The organism is Streptococcus infantis, assembly GCF_047463615.1.
Taxonomy (GTDB): domain Bacteria; phylum Bacillota; class Bacilli; order Lactobacillales; family Streptococcaceae; genus Streptococcus; species Streptococcus infantis_X.
In genome coordinates this window covers 635,337-652,694 of sequence record NZ_JASHDO010000001.1, presented here as the reverse complement: position 1 = coordinate 652,694, position 17,358 = coordinate 635,337, and the positions used below count along the sequence as shown (strand labels likewise).

At 39.8% G+C, this 17,358-nt stretch carries 18 protein-coding genes and 1 pseudogene; 14 read left to right on the top strand and 5 right to left on the bottom strand.

Going from position 1 to position 17,358, the window contains the following annotated elements; genetic code table 11:
• Positions 1–224: 224 nt before the first annotated feature.
• From spxB to manA, 6 genes are all read left to right on the top strand, one after another.
• On the top strand, positions 225–2,000 hold the full coding sequence (gene spxB, locus QM874_RS03230; protein ID WP_006148113.1) for a pyruvate oxidase: 1,776 nt from the start codon (positions 225–227) through the stop codon (positions 1,998–2,000).
• Between the two features lie 255 nt (positions 2,001–2,255).
• Positions 2,256–2,603, top strand: coding sequence for a VOC family protein (locus tag QM874_RS03225; protein WP_414316183.1), 348 nt, complete (start codon positions 2,256–2,258; stop codon positions 2,601–2,603).
• Between the two features lie 363 nt (positions 2,604–2,966).
• On the top strand, positions 2,967–3,134 hold the full coding sequence (locus QM874_RS03220) for a hypothetical protein (RefSeq protein ID WP_414316182.1): 168 nt from the start codon (positions 2,967–2,969) through the stop codon (positions 3,132–3,134).
• A 109-nt stretch (positions 3,135–3,243) separates the two neighbouring features.
• Positions 3,244–3,822: a DUF3592 domain-containing protein gene (locus tag QM874_RS03215; RefSeq protein WP_414316181.1), complete on the top strand. Its 579-nt coding sequence runs from the start codon at positions 3,244–3,246 to the stop codon at positions 3,820–3,822.
• Positions 3,823–3,987: 165 nt separating this feature from the next.
• A complete protein-coding gene (locus tag QM874_RS03210; protein WP_414316180.1) occupies positions 3,988–5,427 on the top strand; it encodes a 6-phospho-beta-glucosidase in 1,440 nt (479 codons plus the stop codon).
• Between the two features lie 120 nt (positions 5,428–5,547).
• Positions 5,548–6,492: a mannose-6-phosphate isomerase, class I gene (manA, locus tag QM874_RS03205; protein WP_414316179.1), complete on the top strand. Its 945-nt coding sequence runs from the start codon at positions 5,548–5,550 to the stop codon at positions 6,490–6,492.
• 42 nt (positions 6,493–6,534) lie between these two features.
• On the opposite strand, the gene QM874_RS03200 is transcribed toward manA, so the two are convergent.
• A complete protein-coding gene (locus QM874_RS03200) occupies positions 6,535–7,875 on the bottom strand; it encodes a sodium-dependent transporter (RefSeq protein WP_414316178.1) in 1,341 nt (446 codons plus the stop codon).
• Positions 7,876–8,104: 229 nt separating this feature from the next.
• On the opposite strand from QM874_RS03200, the gene QM874_RS03195 reads away from it, so the two are divergent.
• A complete protein-coding gene (locus QM874_RS03195) occupies positions 8,105–8,845 on the top strand; it encodes a MerR family transcriptional regulator (RefSeq protein WP_414316177.1) in 741 nt (246 codons plus the stop codon).
• Between the two features lie 234 nt (positions 8,846–9,079).
• Here QM874_RS03195 and QM874_RS03190 read toward each other — a convergent pair whose 3' ends face one another.
• The 4 genes from QM874_RS03190 to QM874_RS03175 are packed head-to-tail and all read right to left on the bottom strand — an operon-like array spanning position 9,080 to position 12,186.
• Complete coding sequence (locus QM874_RS03190; RefSeq protein ID WP_414316176.1) at positions 9,080–9,535, bottom strand: 8-oxo-dGTP diphosphatase; 456 nt, start codon at positions 9,533–9,535, stop codon at positions 9,080–9,082.
• 10 nt (positions 9,536–9,545) lie between these two features.
• Positions 9,546–10,067, bottom strand: coding sequence for a DUF1697 domain-containing protein (locus tag QM874_RS03185; RefSeq protein ID WP_414313036.1), 522 nt, complete (start codon positions 10,065–10,067; stop codon positions 9,546–9,548).
• 50 nt (positions 10,068–10,117) lie between these two features.
• Positions 10,118–11,284 (bottom strand): NAD(P)/FAD-dependent oxidoreductase, encoded by a 1,167-nt coding sequence (locus tag QM874_RS03180; protein WP_414316175.1) that lies wholly within the window; start codon positions 11,282–11,284, stop codon positions 10,118–10,120.
• A 56-nt stretch (positions 11,285–11,340) separates the two neighbouring features.
• Positions 11,341–12,186 carry a DegV family protein gene (locus tag QM874_RS03175; protein WP_414282853.1) on the bottom strand — a complete coding sequence of 282 codons (846 nt, stop codon included), beginning with the start codon at positions 12,184–12,186 and terminating at the stop codon, positions 11,341–11,343.
• A gap of 124 nt (positions 12,187–12,310) precedes the next feature.
• Between QM874_RS03175 and QM874_RS03170 the strand changes: the two genes are divergently transcribed.
• The 7 genes and pseudogenes from QM874_RS03170 to QM874_RS03140 all read left to right on the top strand — a co-directional run bounded on the left by QM874_RS03170 (position 12,311) and on the right by QM874_RS03140 (position 17,355).
• On the top strand, positions 12,311–12,868 hold the full coding sequence (locus tag QM874_RS03170) for a TetR/AcrR family transcriptional regulator (RefSeq protein ID WP_000840875.1): 558 nt from the start codon (positions 12,311–12,313) through the stop codon (positions 12,866–12,868).
• An 18-nt stretch (positions 12,869–12,886) separates the two neighbouring features.
• Entirely contained in the window at positions 12,887–13,354 is a 468-nt protein-coding gene (locus tag QM874_RS03165; RefSeq protein ID WP_414316174.1) for a deoxycytidylate deaminase, read from the top strand.
• Positions 13,355–13,441: 87 nt separating this feature from the next.
• Complete coding sequence (gene upp, locus QM874_RS03160) at positions 13,442–14,071, top strand: uracil phosphoribosyltransferase (protein WP_414316173.1); 630 nt, start codon at positions 13,442–13,444, stop codon at positions 14,069–14,071.
• A gap of 112 nt (positions 14,072–14,183) precedes the next feature.
• Positions 14,184–14,777, top strand: a pseudogene (locus QM874_RS03155) (ATP-dependent Clp protease proteolytic subunit); the annotation flags it as partial.
• 75 nt (positions 14,778–14,852) lie between these two features.
• Positions 14,853–15,122 carry a YlbG family protein gene (locus QM874_RS03150; RefSeq protein ID WP_414316172.1) on the top strand — a complete coding sequence of 90 codons (270 nt, stop codon included), beginning with the start codon at positions 14,853–14,855 and terminating at the stop codon, positions 15,120–15,122.
• 88 nt (positions 15,123–15,210) lie between these two features.
• The gene (locus tag QM874_RS03145) at positions 15,211–16,371 is read left to right on the top strand and encodes an ABC transporter substrate-binding protein (RefSeq protein WP_049509419.1); all 1,161 of its coding nucleotides are present in this window, start codon (positions 15,211–15,213) and stop codon (positions 16,369–16,371) included.
• A gap of 114 nt (positions 16,372–16,485) precedes the next feature.
• Positions 16,486–17,355 (top strand): branched-chain amino acid ABC transporter permease, encoded by an 870-nt coding sequence (locus tag QM874_RS03140; protein ID WP_000941435.1) that lies wholly within the window; start codon positions 16,486–16,488, stop codon positions 17,353–17,355.
• Positions 17,356–17,358: the final 3 nt, after the last annotated feature.

Sequence of the window (17,358 nt, the reverse complement as noted above, 5' to 3'; positions counted from 1 at the left end):
AGTATAAAAAGGCGGTCTTAACCGCTTTTTTGCTATTCTAAAACAGATTTTCAAACCATTTTCAATCTGTACTGTAATAGAGAATAGAGTTTTGTGAGCACATTCTTATGAAACTATAAGTAAATGTGATAAATTAGGATTGTAAATTTACTGAATCGTTTTCAAAAAATATATAAAAGCGCTTTTATTATTCATCAAATTAACTTTTAAGGAGAGTTATCATTATGACTCAAGGGAAAATTACTGCATCAGCAGCAATGCTTAACGTATTGAAAACATGGGGCGTAGACACAATCTACGGTATCCCATCAGGAACACTTAGCTCATTGATGGACGCTTTGGCTGAAGACAAAGATATCCGTTTCTTGCAAGTTCGCCACGAAGAAACAGGTGCTCTTGCAGCGGTTATGCAAGCTAAATTTGGCGGTTCTATCGGTGTTGCAGTTGGTTCAGGTGGTCCAGGTGCGACTCACTTGATCAACGGTGTTTACGATGCAGCTATGGATAACACTCCATTCCTAGCGATCCTTGGATCACGTCCTGTCAACGAACTCAACATGGATGCCTTCCAAGAGCTCAACCAAAACCCAATGTATAACGGTATCGCTGTTTACAACAAACGTGTAGCTTACGCAGAGCAATTACCAAAAGTGATCGACGAAGCTTGCCGTGCTGCCGTTTCTAAAAAAGGTCCAGCCGTTGTTGAAATTCCAGTAAACTTTGGTTTCCAAGAAATCGACGAAAACTCATACTACGGTTCAGGTTCATACGAGCGTTCATTCATCGCTCCTGCTTTGAACGAAGTTGAAATCGACAAAGCTGTTGAAATTTTGAACAACGCTGAACGTCCAGTTATCTACGCTGGTTACGGTGGTGTTAAAGCTGGTGAAGTAATCACTGAATTGTCACGTAAAATCAAAGCACCAATCATCACAACTGGTAAAAACTTTGAAGCTTTCGAATGGAACTATGAAGGTTTGACAGGTTCTGCTTACCGTGTTGGTTGGAAACCAGCCAACGAAGTGGTCTTTGAAGCAGACACAGTTCTTTTCCTTGGTTCAAACTTCCCATTTGCTGAAGTATACGAAGCATTCAAAAACACTGAAAAATTCATCCAAGTTGATATTGACCCTTACAAACTTGGTAAACGTCACGCCCTTGACGCTTCAATCCTTGGTGACGCAGGTCAAGCAGCTAAAGCTATCCTCGACAAAGTGAACCCAGTTGAATCTACTCCATGGTGGCGTGCAAACGTGAAGAACAACCAAAACTGGCGTGATTACATGAACAAACTCGAAGGTAAAACTGAGGGTGAATTGCAATTGTATCAAGTTTACAATGCAATCAACAAACATGCTGATCAAGACGCTATCTACTCAATCGACGTAGGTGACACTACTCAAACATCTACTCGTCACCTTCACATGACACCTAAGAACATGTGGCGTACATCTCCACTCTTTGCAACAATGGGTATTGCCCTTCCTGGTGGTATCGCTGCTAAGAAAGACAATCCAGATCGCCAAGTATGGAACATCATGGGTGACGGTGCATTCAACATGTGCTACCCAGACGTTATCACAAACGTTCAATACGACCTTCCAGTTATCAACGTTGTCTTCTCAAATGGTAAATATGCCTTCATCAAGGACAAATACGAAGACACAAACAAACACTTGTTTGGTTGTGACTTCCCTAATGCTGACTATGCGAAAATCGCTGAAGCGCAAGGTGCTGTAGGATTTACAGTTGACCGTATCGAAGACATCGATGCAGTTGTTGCAGAAGCTGTTAAATTGAACAAAGAAGGTAAAACTGTTGTTATCGATGCTCACATCACTCCACATCGTCCACTTCCAGTAGAAGTACTTGAGTTGGATCCAAAACAACACTCAGAAGAAGCTATTAAAGCCTTCAAGGAAAAATACGAAGCAGAAGAACTCGTACCATTCCGCCTCTTCTTGGAAGAAGAAGGATTGCAATCACGCGCAATTAAATAATTCCTCTCGACGAAAATCAAAGATAAATTTGTAGACTTTATTCTGAGGTTCACTTCCGACGATTTCATCATTGAAACCTTAATTTTCAATGATGGAATCTAGTGCGGAGCCTAGAAAAAGTCCCAAAGGATTTTTCGTAGTTTGATGAGCAAAGATTTGCCATCAAACTTGGTTCCGCCTTGTTTATTCTTTGATTTTCATAGAGCGGAACTTGAAAAGATCGGAGCCATCCGGTCTTTTTATGGAGGAGAGTAAATGAATTTAAATCAATTAGATATTACCGTTTCAGATGTTCCCCAAGTCTGTGCGGAACTGGAGCATATCTTGGATAAAAAGGCCGATTATGTTGATGATGGTTTTGCTCAGTTCACGATTGGCAGTCACTGCCTCATGTTCTCTCAAAATCATTTGATTCCTTTGGAAGATTTTCAGTCAGGAATCATTCTTCACATCGAGGTTGAGGATGTCGACCAGAACCAAAAGCGGTTAAAAGAGATTGGTGTCGAGATTTTACACGGTCCTTGTGAAACGGATTGGGGGACAGAGTCCTTATTAGTTAAAGGTCCTGCTGGTCTAGTGCTTGATTTTTATCGAATGAAATAGGTCGCTTAATCATTTGAAGCTAACCACAATGATTCTTAATACAGAATGTGAGAATATGAACTATTGAAAGATCGGAGCCATCCGGTCTTTTTTATATAAAGAACTTGAATATAAATGGTTGACAGCACCATCCTGAAATCTTATAATAAAAATGTAACTGATGTGGAAAGGAGAAATATTTTTAAATAGATATAGTAAGAGGGCTTCTTTATTTTATTAGGAAGAGAGAGTGAAGATGGCGTACAGTTTACCGCTCGACTTTATGGTTCTGGGAAACCTTACAATTGTCACATAATGACCAATGAACCTTGAGATTGAAAGTATCTCCATGAATGGACGCGAATAGATATTAGGAGAAAAGAGATGCAAAAAAAGGATATTTATTTAATCTGTATTACCATGATTATCTGTTCAATTATTCTAGGATTGATTATAGGTAGTTTTATTCTTCGTGGTCTGGAAGATATTGCTGCAATAATTAACCATGGCTTACTGACAATCAATCAATCGATTAATAGTATGAGATATTAATTTTCTTACATTTTGATGACTGAAAAGATCGGATTAATCCGGTCTTTTTCTTGTCTTTTCTGTTAAATTTGTTAAAATAGCTTCATAACAATGTTCTAAGGAGAAAAATATGCCAACAACTTTCTTTCTATTAATTGGCTTAATGATTTTAGGATTTGCTGCCTTCACCTATTTTATGTTTTCCTATTTTATATTTAGTAATTATAGCAATGCCAAGAGGTGTACCGAAAGAACGGAAGGAGTTATTATCCGATATTCCTATGCTCTTTATAATGGGATTAGTCTCCCAGTTGTTGAATACACTGTTGATGGAAACCAATACAAGGTCGTAGGGCCTAAATTTCTATCTGCTATTTCAAATACAATCAGTACTCCCTTAGGTTCAATCGTATCTGATGTAAAAACGGATAATTTTGAAAATGGTGAAATTCCACAAGTTTTAAGATACAAAGTTAAGGGGAATAGTTTTTTGTCTTTTACAAAATCTCCACTTAAGGAACGCTTTCCAATTGGTGGAAAAGTTGCTGTTTATTATGATCCTAACAAACCAAAACATTCCTATGTAGAAAGACCACTAAGACCTGGGCGATATGCATGGTTGGCAAAATGTTTTATCTATCTCAATGTTTTTATTATGGTTGCTCTAGCTTTCTTTATCATGTTCATTCTTCCGAATCTTATGAAATAAAGCAGTTTTATATACAAACTTCAACTACCCTATTTGGCTTCTATGTACATCGTAGAAGCTTTTTTGTAAAGAAAATGCTTTTCTTAAAACATTTTTTGGGGCTATTTCAGCTTTTTTAAATGTTTGATAGTATAATAGTACCAATAAATCATGTGAGGTAAAGTGATGACAGAAATACTACAATTTCCAGAGGGTTTCCTCTGGGGTGGTGCTACGGCAGCTAATCAATGTGAGGGTGCCTATAATTTAGACGGTCGTGGGTTGGCCAATGTTGATGTTGTTCCAATCGGTAAGGACCGCGAAGCCATTATCACAGGTCAGAAAAAGATGTTTTCTTTTGAGGAGGGCTATTTTTATCCAGCCAAGCAAGCTATTGATATGTACCATCATTACAAGGAAGATATTGCCCTTTTTGCGGAAATGGGCTTTAAGACCTATCGACTTTCCATTGCTTGGACTCGGATTTTTCCTAAGGGCGACGAAAGCGTGCCAAATGAAGCTGGTCTAGCCTTTTATGAGGATTTGTTTAAGGAATGCCATAAGTATGGGATCCAACCTCTGGTAACCATCACGCATTTTGACTGCCCCATGCACTTAATTACTGAGTATGGCGGTTGGCGCAATCGTCGGATGTTGGACTTCTATGAGAATCTCTGTCGCACACTTTTTACCCGTTATAAGGGCTTGGTTAAATACTGGCTAACATTTAATGAAATCAACATGATCCTTCATGCACCTTTTATGGGAGCTGGTCTCTGTTTTGAAGAAGGTGAAAATCAAGAACAAGTCAAATACCAAGTAGCTCACCATGAGTTGGTAGCTTCAGCTCTGGCGACTAAGCTTGCTCATGAAATTGACCCAGAAAACAAGGTTGGATGTATGTTGGCAGCAGGGCAGTATTATCCTAACACAGCCCATCCGAGAGACTACTGGGCTGCTATGGAAGAAGACCGCAAGAGTTACTTCTTCATTGATGTTCAAGCGCGTGGGGAATACCCAAATTACGCAAAGAAGCAGTGGGAGCGTGAGGGGATTGAGATTGAAATGACGGCAGATGATTTGGTTTTGTTGAAGAACAATACTGTTGACTTTGTTTCCTTCTCTTACTATGCAAGTCGAGTGGCCTCAGGTGATCCAAAAGTTAAAGAATTAACAGCTGGAAATGTATTTGCCTCCCTCAAAAATCCCTATCTAGAATCCTCAGAATGGGGATGGCAGATTGACCCACTTGGGCTTCGAATCACCCTCAATGCCATCTGGGATCGTTACCAAAAGCCTATGTTCATCGTAGAAAATGGACTCGGTGCTATTGATGCACCGGATGAGAATGGTTATGTAGCAGATGACTATAGGATTGCTTATCTAGAGGCCCACATCAAGGCTATGCGAGATGCCATTTACCAAGATGGAGTAGACTTGCTTGGTTATACAACTTGGGGCTGTATCGATTTGGTTTCAGCTGGAACAGGCGAAATGAATAAACGTTATGGCTTTATCTATGTGGATCGAGATAATGCTGGTCATGGGACTCTCAAACGCAGTAAAAAGAAATCCTTCTACTGGTACAAGGACGTCATTGCCAGCAATGGTGCAAGCATTGAGTAGAACACATTTATTCACTATTTTTACAAAATCTTCTCCCTACTTTATAAGATGTGAAAAAGAGTTCAATTAGACCTAGCTTTTTGCTATAATGAGGGGAGAAAAATCAGACAGGAGATCGACATGTCAGAACCATTATTTTTAAATTCCGTTATGCAAGAAAAAATCTGGGGTGGGACTAAACTACGTGATGAGTTTGGCTATGACATCCCGAGCGAAAAGATTGGTGAATATTGGGCAATCTCAGCTCACCCAAATGGTGTTTCCAAGGTAGCCAATGGTCGCTTTGAGGGAATCGACCTAGCTACTTTGTATGCGGAACACCGTGAGTTATTTGGCAACCGTCCAGAGCCAGTATTTCCGCTTTTAACAAAAATCCTTGATGCCAATGACTGGCTCAGTGTTCAAGTCCACCCAGATGATGCTTATGGCCTAGAGCATGAGGGCGAACTCGGAAAAACAGAGTGCTGGTATATCATTGCTGCAGATGAAGGTTCAGAGATTATTTACGGCCATAACGCTAAGTCAAAAGAAGAACTCCGCCAGCAAATCGAAGATAAAAACTGGGATGCCTTGTTAACAAAAGTTCCTGTAAAAGCTGGAGATTTCTTCTATGTTCCAAGTGGAACCATGCATGCTATCGGAGCAGGTATCTTGATCCTTGAAACGCAACAGTCTAGTGATACAACCTACCGTGTCTATGACTTTGACCGCAAGGATGATAATGGTAACTTGCGCGAGCTTCATCTTGAAAAATCTATTGATGTTTTGAACATTGGAGAGCCTGCTAACAGCCGTCCTGTAACAGTCAAAGCAGATGATTTGCGTTCAACTCTCCTTGTATCAAATGATTTCTTCGCAGTTTACAAGTGGGAAATCACTGGAAAAGTTGACTTTGAAAAAACAGCTGACTACAGCTTGCTCAGTGTCTTGGCTGGTCAAGGGAAACTAACTGTAGACGGTAAGGAATATCCAATTCAAAAAGGTAGCCACTTTATTCTTCCAAGCGATGTTGAAACTTGGACACTTGAAGGAAAAGATTTAGAACTAATTGTTAGCCATCCGTAAAAAGAAAGGACCTGAGTTCATTACTCAAGTCCTTTTTTATAGTTACATAAACTGGGCGATAAAGACCACGATGATAATAATTGGGATGATAAAACGAAGAAGGAAGAGCCAGACTTGGAAAAGTCCTTGTTTCCACGGTGTTTCATCAAGATGGAGTTCCTCTATAGCCAATGCTTTTTTGAAGACATAGCCTGTAAAGAGAGACAAGCAGAGTGCACCAAATGGCATGAGGAGATTGGAAACCAAGAAGTCCATAGCATCAAAGAAAGTTTTTCCAAAGATTTGGACGTCTGCCATGACACCGTAGGATAGGGCTGAAGGGATACCAAATACAAAGGTCAAAACCCCTAAAATTATACTCCACTTAGCACGTTTACGATTGTCTTGGTTGGTGATGTTGCCTACATTGATTTCCAGCATCACGACAGAAGAAGTGACTGTCGCAAAGAGGAAGAGCAAGAGAAAGAGAATATAGAAAATACTTCCAAAAGGCATCTTGTCAAAGAGTTGGGGTAGAACGATAAAGAGGAGACTAGGACCACCTTCAGACTGAATATTGAAGGCTGACATAGCTGGGAAAATAGCTAGTCCTGCCATGACCGATACGGAAATATTCATGGCAACGATAGACATACCTGATTGGACCAGATTGGTTTTCTTATCTAGGTAAGAAGCATAGGTCAACATAGCCGTAACCCCGAGGGACAAAGCAAAGAATGACTGTCCTAGAGCATAGAGGAGACCAGCACTTGTCAGTTTTGAAAAGTCAGGTTTGAGGAAGTAAACCACACCTTCCATGGCATTTGGCAAGCTAAGAGAGCGCCCGATAATAATGACAAAGATGATAAATAGCAGGGGCATCATGACCTTAGATGCTCTTTCAATCCCTTTTTGAACCCCTTTAGACACGATAAAGATGTTGAGGAAGATAAAAAGTGCTTGAGAACCAAGGGCAATCCAAGGATTAGAAATAATATCTGTGAAGAGCTGGGCATAATCACTGCTAATCCCAACTTGGAAGGCTTTAGCAATAGCGATACCTAGATAAACTAAAACCCATCCCCCGATAACACTGTAGAAAGATAAGAGGATGAAAAGGGCAAAGGCACCAATCCAACCGATAAAATTGTAGTTCTTGTTATCGCCCAATTTTCCAAAGGTTTTAATTGCTGACACGCCCGCACTTCGACCGAGGGCAAATTCAGCCAAGAGAAGTGGAAATCCAATCAATAGTGTCGAGATGAGAAAGACCAGTAAAAAGCCTCCCCCACCATTGGCAGCTGTCATATAAGGGAACTTCCAAACAGCTCCAAGACCAATAGCTGAACCAGCAGATGCAAGGATGAAGCCCAGTTTTGAGCCCCATTGCGATTTTTCAGACATCGTTAAAACTCCAATCTATTTCTAAATAATAAAAGGCTACTTGAGTTGTCAAATAGCCTTCTCTCAATTGCTCTTTTGAGCTTATTCTTTGATTGATAGACTTGATTATCCTATCATGATTTTTCAAGTCTGTCAAGAAAGCGATTATCATATTTTCATAAAAAATATGATAAAATACTTGACTCTCCTCAAAGGGGAGGGTATATACTATTTATGTGAGGAGGAAATCATGTACCATATCAAAGAAGCTGCGCAACTTTCAGGTGTCTCCGTCAAGACCCTCTACCATTATGACAAAATTGGACTTTTGGTTCCATTAAAGTCAGAAAATGGCTATCGAACCTATAGTCAAGAGGATTTAGAACGACTACAGGTTATTCTCTATTACAAGTATCTAGGCTTTTCTTTAGAAAAAATAGCAGAGCTATTGAAGGAAGATACGACAGATATATTATCACATTTAACTAGACAGTTGGATTATTTAACCCAGGAGAGGCAACATCTGGATACCTTGATTTCAACCTTACAAAAAACCATTCAAGAACAAAAAGGAGAAAGAAAAATGACTATTGAGGAAAAATTCACTGGATTTAGCTACCAGGACAATCAAAAATACCACCAAGAGGCTGTAGACAAGTATGGCCAAGAAATCATGGATCAAGCGCTCGAGCGCCAAAAAGGTCACGAAGACGAAGCTACGGCTGCCTTCAACCAAGTCTTTCAAGCCTTGGCACAAAATCTTCAAGCTGATCTACCTGCAACAGCATCTGAAAATCAAGAGGAAGCAGCCAAACTCTTGCAAGCCATCCGTACTTATGGATTTGACTGCTCTATCGAGGTCTTTGGTCATATCGGAAAAGGCTATGTCTATAATCCAGAGTTTAAGGAAAATATTGACAAATTTGGATCTGGAACAGCCCAGTACACATCAGATGTCATTGCCCACTATGTAGGCACACAAACTCGATAAAACTCAAAGACCAAGCTAGAACTGACAAAGCTAGTAACAGAAATTTATACTCTTCGAAAATCTCTTCAAACCACGTCAGCTTTATCCGCAACCTCAAAGCTGTACTTTGAGCAGCCTGCTGCTAGCTTTCTAGTTTGCTCTTTGATTTTCATTGAGTATTAGTAGGAGGACACAGACCTAGCTTGAAGATTAGACAAGCTAAAAATCGGCGGAAATACCTCTGCCGATTTACTGTTATTTGAGTTGGTAAGACCAATCTTCCCCATCCTTATAGTAAAAGAACTCACTGAGGTCTTCTTCCAAAAAAACACGAAGCATATCAGACATATCCTCAGTAGCTAGTTTAAGATGAGATAGATTTTCAAAATCCTCCCACCAGACTTTTCCTTCATCTGAAGATTGGAGCTCACCAGTAAAGTGTTCAGTTTTGTAAAAGAGGACAACATAGCGATAATCTTCGTCGTCATACCAGTCTTTGATCCCACAGAGTTGGGGTTTAGAAATGGTTAGACCAGTTTCTTCTTTCACTTCACGAATGACGGCATCGACAAAGGATTCGCCACGTTCAACATGGCCGCCAGGAAAAGTAATGCCAGGCCAGTCGGGACTAACTCGGTCTTGGATCAGAACCTTGTCTCCATTTTTAATCATGCACATATTGACAAATTCGACTGATTCTCTTCTGTTCATCTTATTTTCTCTATTTTGTTAGTAATTTTTCTACCACGTTTAACTTTCGCATGGTCAAATCAACGCCGAACAGCTTTTCAAGATAGTTGGTATTAAGCTTTTTTCGTTTTGCAGTTCTAGGGAGATAGAGGTAAAGACAATGGTTGCCGATACAAATTTCTTCTTCACCATAGTCACTATCCAATTTTTCAAATGGTAGACTTTGGATAGCATTCTGGAAAAGAATTATATGTATACGGTCATAAAGATAGTGTTCTCCAAACGGATTTTCTTGGACAATTTTTGTAAAATCACTCTTATTTTTAATGACCATTTTCAAGTCGGCTCCGATTTTTTCTTTTATTAGAGTATGGACTTGTTCTCGTATTTCTTCTATGGCTAAGTCGCTTTCAAGAATAATATTTCCACTTTGAATATAAGTTCGAACGTGTTGAAAACCAACCTCTGTTAAGATATCTACTAGATAAGACATTTTTGGGATAGCATTTTGTCCATTCGGTGTAACACCTCTCAGTAAAATAATATGTTCCAAAATAGCTCCTTTCTTATCCAATATCTTTAGATACTATATCATTTATAGTTCTAGTTTGAGCCTGCCACCCAGCCAGTACAGAGGGCAGAAGTGATGTTAAAGCCACCTGTGTGGGCGTTGATATCCAGTACCTCTCCTGCAAAGTGAAGGCCAGGAACCAGTTTGCTTTCCAGCGTTTTAGGATTGATTTCCTTGAGACTAACACCGCCTTTGGTAACAAAGGACTTGGCAAGGGACATTTTTCCAGTCACAGGGATTTTGAGGGATTTGATAGACTGGACAAGTTGGTCGCGTTCCTTTTCTGTTAGTTGTTTGACTTTTTCAGGATATCCTTGCACGAAAAAGTCTGCCAAGCGTTCAGGGAGCAAGGTTTTTAAGGCATTTTTCAAGGATTTTTCACGGTTCTCTTCTAAAAAATCAACTAATTCTCTCTCAGAAAGTTGTGGCAAGACATCTAGAGAGAGAATTTCCCCACCCTTGACAAAGCTAGACATGCGTAGTGCAGCAGGACCTGACAAACCAAAGTGGGTAAAGAGCAGGTCATGGGTGATGACGTGCTTGCCATAGCTTAGGGTTACATCGTCTAGGGAAATTCCCTGCAAGGCCTTATGCGGGAAATCTGTCAACAATGGACTTTCCGCAGCTTCGAGTTCGGTAATAGTGTGTTTGAAATGTCGGGCGATTTCATGACCAAAACCAGTAGAGCCAGTAGAAGGATAGGATTTTCCACCTGTTGTGACAATGAGTTTATCGCAAGTAAAGGTTTGGTCTGCTGACTTGAGGACAAACTGGTCGTCAATCTTTTTAACAGAAACAATCTCTGTTTGAGTGGCAACTTGCCCACCTAGCTCCATGATTTTCTTTTCCAAAGCTTCGATAATGGTCCGAGATTTGTCACTGGCTGGAAAGACGCGGCCATGGTCTTCGACCTTGAGTTTTACGCCATTTTCAGTAAAAAAGTTGATGATATCATGGTTATCAAACTGGGAAAAGACACTGTATAGGAAGCGTCCATTTCCAGGTATGCCAGCTAATAGGTCATCTAGAGTTCCGTTGTTGGTCACGTTGCAGCGACCACCACCAGTACCAGCTAATTTTTTTCCAAGTTTTCGATTTTTTTCGATGAGGAGGGTTTTCTGCCCATAAAAGCTACTGGAAATGGTAGCCATCATACCAGCAGGGCCTCCCCCAATTACAATAGTGTCAAAATGTTTCATAAAAGTATTGTACCATAAAAAAACAAGAGATGATAAGTCATCTCCTGTTTGATTTATTAGTCAATTTCATATCCCATGAGAAGTCCACCCTCTTCTGCATAGAAACTACAAAGTCCAGAAGTTGGGAGAACCTTAATATCAGCTTGTGGGAATGTTTCACGCACACGTTCAGAGAGCTGTTGGCAGAATTTATCATTACTGCGGTGAGCCATGACGATACGTCCACCAGCATAGCCAGCTTTAATTAATTCTTCATAGGCAGCTTGAAGAGATTTTTTAGCACCACGAGCCTTTTGGAGGAGTTCCAAGGTTCCAGTTTCACTTGCTTCTCCAACCATACGAATATTGAGGAGCCCAACAACTGTACCGATCAGTTTACTCAAGCGACCATTCTTAACCAGATTATCAACCTTAGCGAGAACAAACAATAACTTAGTTTTTTCTTGGTAAGCAGTAATAGCATTAACCACTTCTTCAAAAGAAAGTCCTTGGTCAATCAAATCATTGATTTTCTCAACGATTAGATCAACTTCCCCACCAGCAGACAAGCTGTCAATAACATGAATCTGAGTATCAGGATGTTCTTCTAGGTAAATGTTTTTTGCCAGACGTGCACTATTATAACTACCAGAAAGAGTTCCGGTAATGGTCACTACAAAAATATGGTTTGCCCCTTCGAATGCTCGCAAGTAATCATCAGGGCTAGGACAAGCTGATTTTGAAGCTTCAGAAGTTGCATACATGGTTTCCATCATTTTGTCAATATCAAGACTAGCATCGTCAATAAAGACTTGCTCAGCCACTTGAATGGTTAAGGGAACACTGATGAATTCAGTATCAATTGCTGGATTTGCCAGTTGACGATAATCACAACCAGAATCTGCCACAATCTTCCAAGTCATAGAAATTCTCCATCTTTGTCACTTATACATTGACAAAGGTTCTGTCTTTTTCTACAATTATATCATGAAAGTGCTTAAAACAAAAGTCTCATTGCTCTGTTGTCACAAGTAGAAAGGAAGTGTTATGGCCGAACGAAGAATTTCCGAAAATTCACTTGAAAATCTCAGAAAATCCAATCAAGAATCCAATTTACTGACCAGAGAAGCTATCGAAACAGCTCTCTTGCAACTTTTGGAGAAAAAGGAATTGACAAAGATTAGCATTTCTGAGTTGGTCAAACGAGCTGGAGTCTCCCGTGCAGCCTTTTATCGAAACTATGACTCCAAAGAAGAGATTTTAGAAAGCGTCTTTAAACGCAGTGTCCATAACATTATGGAGCAATTGAGCCATTACGATGTTAAAACGGACCTCTATCTGGTTTGGGTTCGCCTTTTTAGAGAAGCCAAGAAAGAGGCTAAGGTTATTCAGCTTGCCTTGGACTACCACTTGGAAAAAATCTTTGTGCAAGCCATGCAAGAATTTTTAGAAAAATACTATGGAAAATCAAAAGGAGTCAGCTCTTACTTGCATTCTTTTTGGAGTTCTGCCATCGTATCAGTTTTGCTTAAGTGGATTAAAGATGGAATGAAGGTTCCTGCTGAAAAAATTGCAGATTTACGCCTACCATTTTTCAAAAAATAGATCAGGAGGAGAGAAGTTATGACAGAAAAAAGACTGGCTTGGGATGAGTATTTTGCTGCTCAAGCCCTATTGATTGCCAATCGTTCAACCTGTAGACGCGCTAAGGTAGGAGCTGTTTTAGTCAAGGATAATAAGGTGATTTCAACGGGATACAATGGTTCTGTATCAGGAACGGAGCACTGTATTGACCACGACTGTCTGGTGATTGAGGGCCACTGTGTGCGCACTCTTCATGCAGAGGTAAATGCTATACTACAAGGAGCCGAACGTGGCGTTCCAAAAGGATTTACAGCCTATGTTACACATTTTCCATGCCTCAACTGTACCAAGCAATTGCTTCAGGTAGGTTGTGAACGTGTCGTTTATATTAATCAGTACCGTATGGACGACTACGCCCAGTATCTCTATCGTGAAAAAGGGACTGAGTTGACCCATTTACCACTTGAGACAGTACAAGCAGCTCTTCAAGAAGCTAACTTGATTTAAAAATTAAAAAAAAAGATGGTTTAGAAGGATTTTTAAACCATTTTTTGATATAATAAGAAGAATAAATTGAAAGAAGGAATTCAGAAAATGGGAAAAATTGAAGTTATCGATCATCCACTCATTCAACATAAATTGTCAATCTTGCGTCGCACAGACACTTCTACAAAAGCTTTTCGTGAGTTAGTAGATGAAATTGCTATGTTGATGGGATATGAAGTGCTTCGTGATCTTCCGCTTGAAGATGTGGAAATTGAAACACCAATTACTAAAACCGTTCAAAAACAATTGACAGGTAAAAAATTAGCAATCGTACCAATCTTGCGCGCTGGTATCGGTATGGTCGATGGGCTGTTGAGCTTGGTTCCAGCTGCTAAGGTTGGACATATCGGTATGTACCGTGATGAAGAAACTCTTCAACCTGTTGAATACTTGGTAAAATTACCAGAAGATATCGACCAACGTCAAATCTTTGTTGTTGACCCAATGCTTGCGACAGGTGGTTCAGCTATCCTTGCTGTTGATTCCCTCAAAAAACGTGGAGCTTCAAATATTAAATTTGTCTGCCTAGTTGCAGCACCAGAAGGGGTTGAAGCTCTTAATGCAGCACATTCTGATGTTGAGATTTTCACAGCAGCTTTGGATGAACGCTTGAACGAAAATGGATACATCGTTCCAGGTCTTGGAGATGCTGGTGACCGCTTGTTTGGTACTAAATAAGAATCCAATCTAGGATTTGATCAAATTAAAAAATTGACCTTTTTTGACCAATGGGGTATAATAGTTTCATTATCAGTAGTGATCTACTCATTAAAAAGATCAAAAGGAGAAATCAATGATTCCTGTAGTAATTGAACAAACAAGTCGTGGGGAACGTTCCTACGATATCTACTCTCGTCTTTTGAAAGACCGCATCATCATGCTGACAGGTCCAGTTGAAGACAATATGGCAAACTCAGTTATTGCTCAGTTGCTCTTCTTGGATGCTCAAGACAGCACTAAAGATATCTACCTCTATGTTAATACACCCGGTGGATCAGTATCAGCTGGTTTGGCAATCGTTGATACTATGAACTTTATTAAGGCAGATGTCCAAACCATCGTTATGGGGATGGCTGCTTCAATGGGAACAATTATTGCCTCAAGTGGAGCAAAGGGCAAACGTTTCATGCTTCCGAATGCAGAATACATGATTCACCAACCGATGGGTGGTACAGGTGGTGGTACACAGCAAACAGATATGGCCATTGCTGCTGAACACTTGCTTAAAACTCGTAAGACTTTGGAGCAAATTCTTGCAGATAATTCTGGTAAATCAGTTGAGCAAATCCATGCAGATGCTGAACGTGATTACTGGATGAGCGCTCAAGAAACACTTGAATATGGTTTCATTGATGAAATCATGGCTAATAATTCTTTGAATTAATCTTTTGAAGCAAACTCGACTGAGTTTGCTTTTTTTGATATAATAGTAAGAAGATTGTTAGAAGGAAGTTGTAATATGTTTCAAAAAGAGAATCGGTCTGGTCTGATTATCTACCTATACTATAATCGTGATGTCAAAAAACTTCAAAGTGTAGGAGATATTTGCTACCATTCTAAAAAGCATCGCTATCTCCAAATGTATGTTCCAACAGAAGAAGTAGAAGACCTAGTTAATCGTTTAGGAAAAGAAAAATATATCAAGAAAGTACGAGTTTGTCATATTCAAGAATTAGAAACTCCTTTTGTTGGAAACCTTTATCGAAACGAAGAAAACGTTATCATGTAAAAATTTAGATAAATGTGTTGACAATTTTCAGATAATTCGGTATATTCTTAACATGTAATTTAAATTAAGAAATTAAAAGGAGATAAACATGAAGAAAAAATTTGCCTTATCACTTGTAGCTCTTGCAAGTGTAGCTGTTTTAGCAGCTTGTGGAGAAGTGAAGACAGGAGCTTCAAATTCAACTGGTAACCCAGTGGATGAGAAAGTCGTTAAAATCGGTTTCAACTTTGAGGAAACTGGTGCTGTTGCATCTTACGGTACATCTGAGCAAAAGGGTGCTCAACTTGCAGTTGATGAAATCAACGCAGCAGGTGGTATCGATGGAAAACAAATCGAAGTAGTCGACAAAGATAACAAATCTGAAACTGCTGAAGCTGCTTCTGTTTCAACAAACCTTGTTACTCAATCTAAAGTAGCAGCTATCGTAGGACCTGCAACTTCAGGTGCAACTGCAGCAGCAGTAGCAAATGCTACACAAGCTGGGGTTCCATTGATTTCTCCAAGTGCTACTCAAGATGGTTTGACAAAAGGTCAAGATTTCCTTTTCATCGGAACATTCCAAGATAGCTTCCAAGGAAAAATTATTTCTAACTATGTTACAAACAAGTTGAACGCTAAGAAAGTTGTCTTGTATACTGATAACTCAAGCGACTACGCTAAAGGAATTGCAAAATCATTCCGTGATTCATTCTCAGGCGAAATCGTAGCAGATGAAACGTTTGTATCAGGTGATACTGACTTCCAAGCAGCTTTGACAAAAATCAAAGATAAAGACTTTGATGCAATCGTATTGCCAGGTTACTACACAGAAGCTGGTAAGATTGTAAACCAAGCTCGTGGTATGGGAATTGATAAACCAATCATTGGTGGTGACGGATTTAACGGTGCAGAGTTTGTTCAACAAGCAACAGCCGAACGCGCATCAAATATCTACTTCATCTCAGGATTCTCAACTACTGTAGAGGTTTCAGATAAAGCAAAAGCCTTCCTTGAAGCTTACCGTGCAAAATATAACGAAGATCCTTCAACATTTGCAGCTCTTGCTTATGACTCAGTTTACCTTGTAGCTAATGCAGCAAAAGGGGCTAAAACTTCAGTTGATATCAAGAACAATCTTGCTAAAACACAAAACTTTGAAGGTGTTACAGGTCAAACAAGCTTTGATGCAGATCACAACACTGTGAAAACAGCCTTCATGATGACCATGAATAATGGTAAAGTAGAAGCGGCAGAAGTCGTAAAACCATAATTATAGATACAGGAAATGGGGAATGAGCTTTTACTCACTCCCTGTTTCGGTGTTTATGAAAGGATTATTTTTTATAAAAATCCTAAAAAATAAAACTTAGAAAGAGTGAACCATATGCTTCAACAACTTGTCAATGGTCTAATCTTGGGTAGTGTCTATGCGCTGCTAGCCCTAGGTTATACTATGGTTTATGGAATTATCAAGCTCATTAACTTTGCCCACGGTGATATTTATATGATGGGGGCTTTCATGGGTTATTTCTTGATTAATTCCTTGCAATTAAATTTCTTTGTAGCCTTGATCTTATCGATGATCGGTACAGCAATTCTCGGTGTTATCATTGAGTTCCTAGCTTATCGTCCATTACGTCATTCAACTCGAATCTCTGTATTGATTACAGCTATCGGGGTATCCTTCTTACTGGAGTATGGAATGGTCTATCTGGTAGGTGCCAACACACGTGCCTTCCCTCAAGCAATCCAAACAGTGCGTTATGACTTGGGACCAATCAGTCTAACAAATATTCAATTGTTGATTTTGACTGTCTCACTTGTTTTGATGGTTCTTCTACAACTCATCGTACAAAAAACCAAGATGGGGAAAGCCATGCGTGCTGTTTCTGTAGATAGTGATGCTGCTCAGCTGATGGGGATTAACGTGAACCGTACAATCAGTTTCACCTTTGCCTTGGGTTCAGCTCTAGCTGGTGCAGCGGGTGTCTTGATTGCACTTTACTATAACTCTCTTGAACCATTGATGGGAATGACTCCAGGTATTAAATCATTTGTGGCTGCCGTTCTTGGTGGTATCGGAATTATCCCTGGTGCAGCTCTGGGTGGCTTTGTTATTGGTCTTTTGGAGACATTTGCTACCGCCTTCGGAATGTCAGATTTCCGTGATGCCATCGTGTATGGAATCTTGCTCTTAATCTTGATTGTTCGTCCAGCTGGTATCCTCGGTAAGAATGTGAAAGAGAAGGTGTAAACA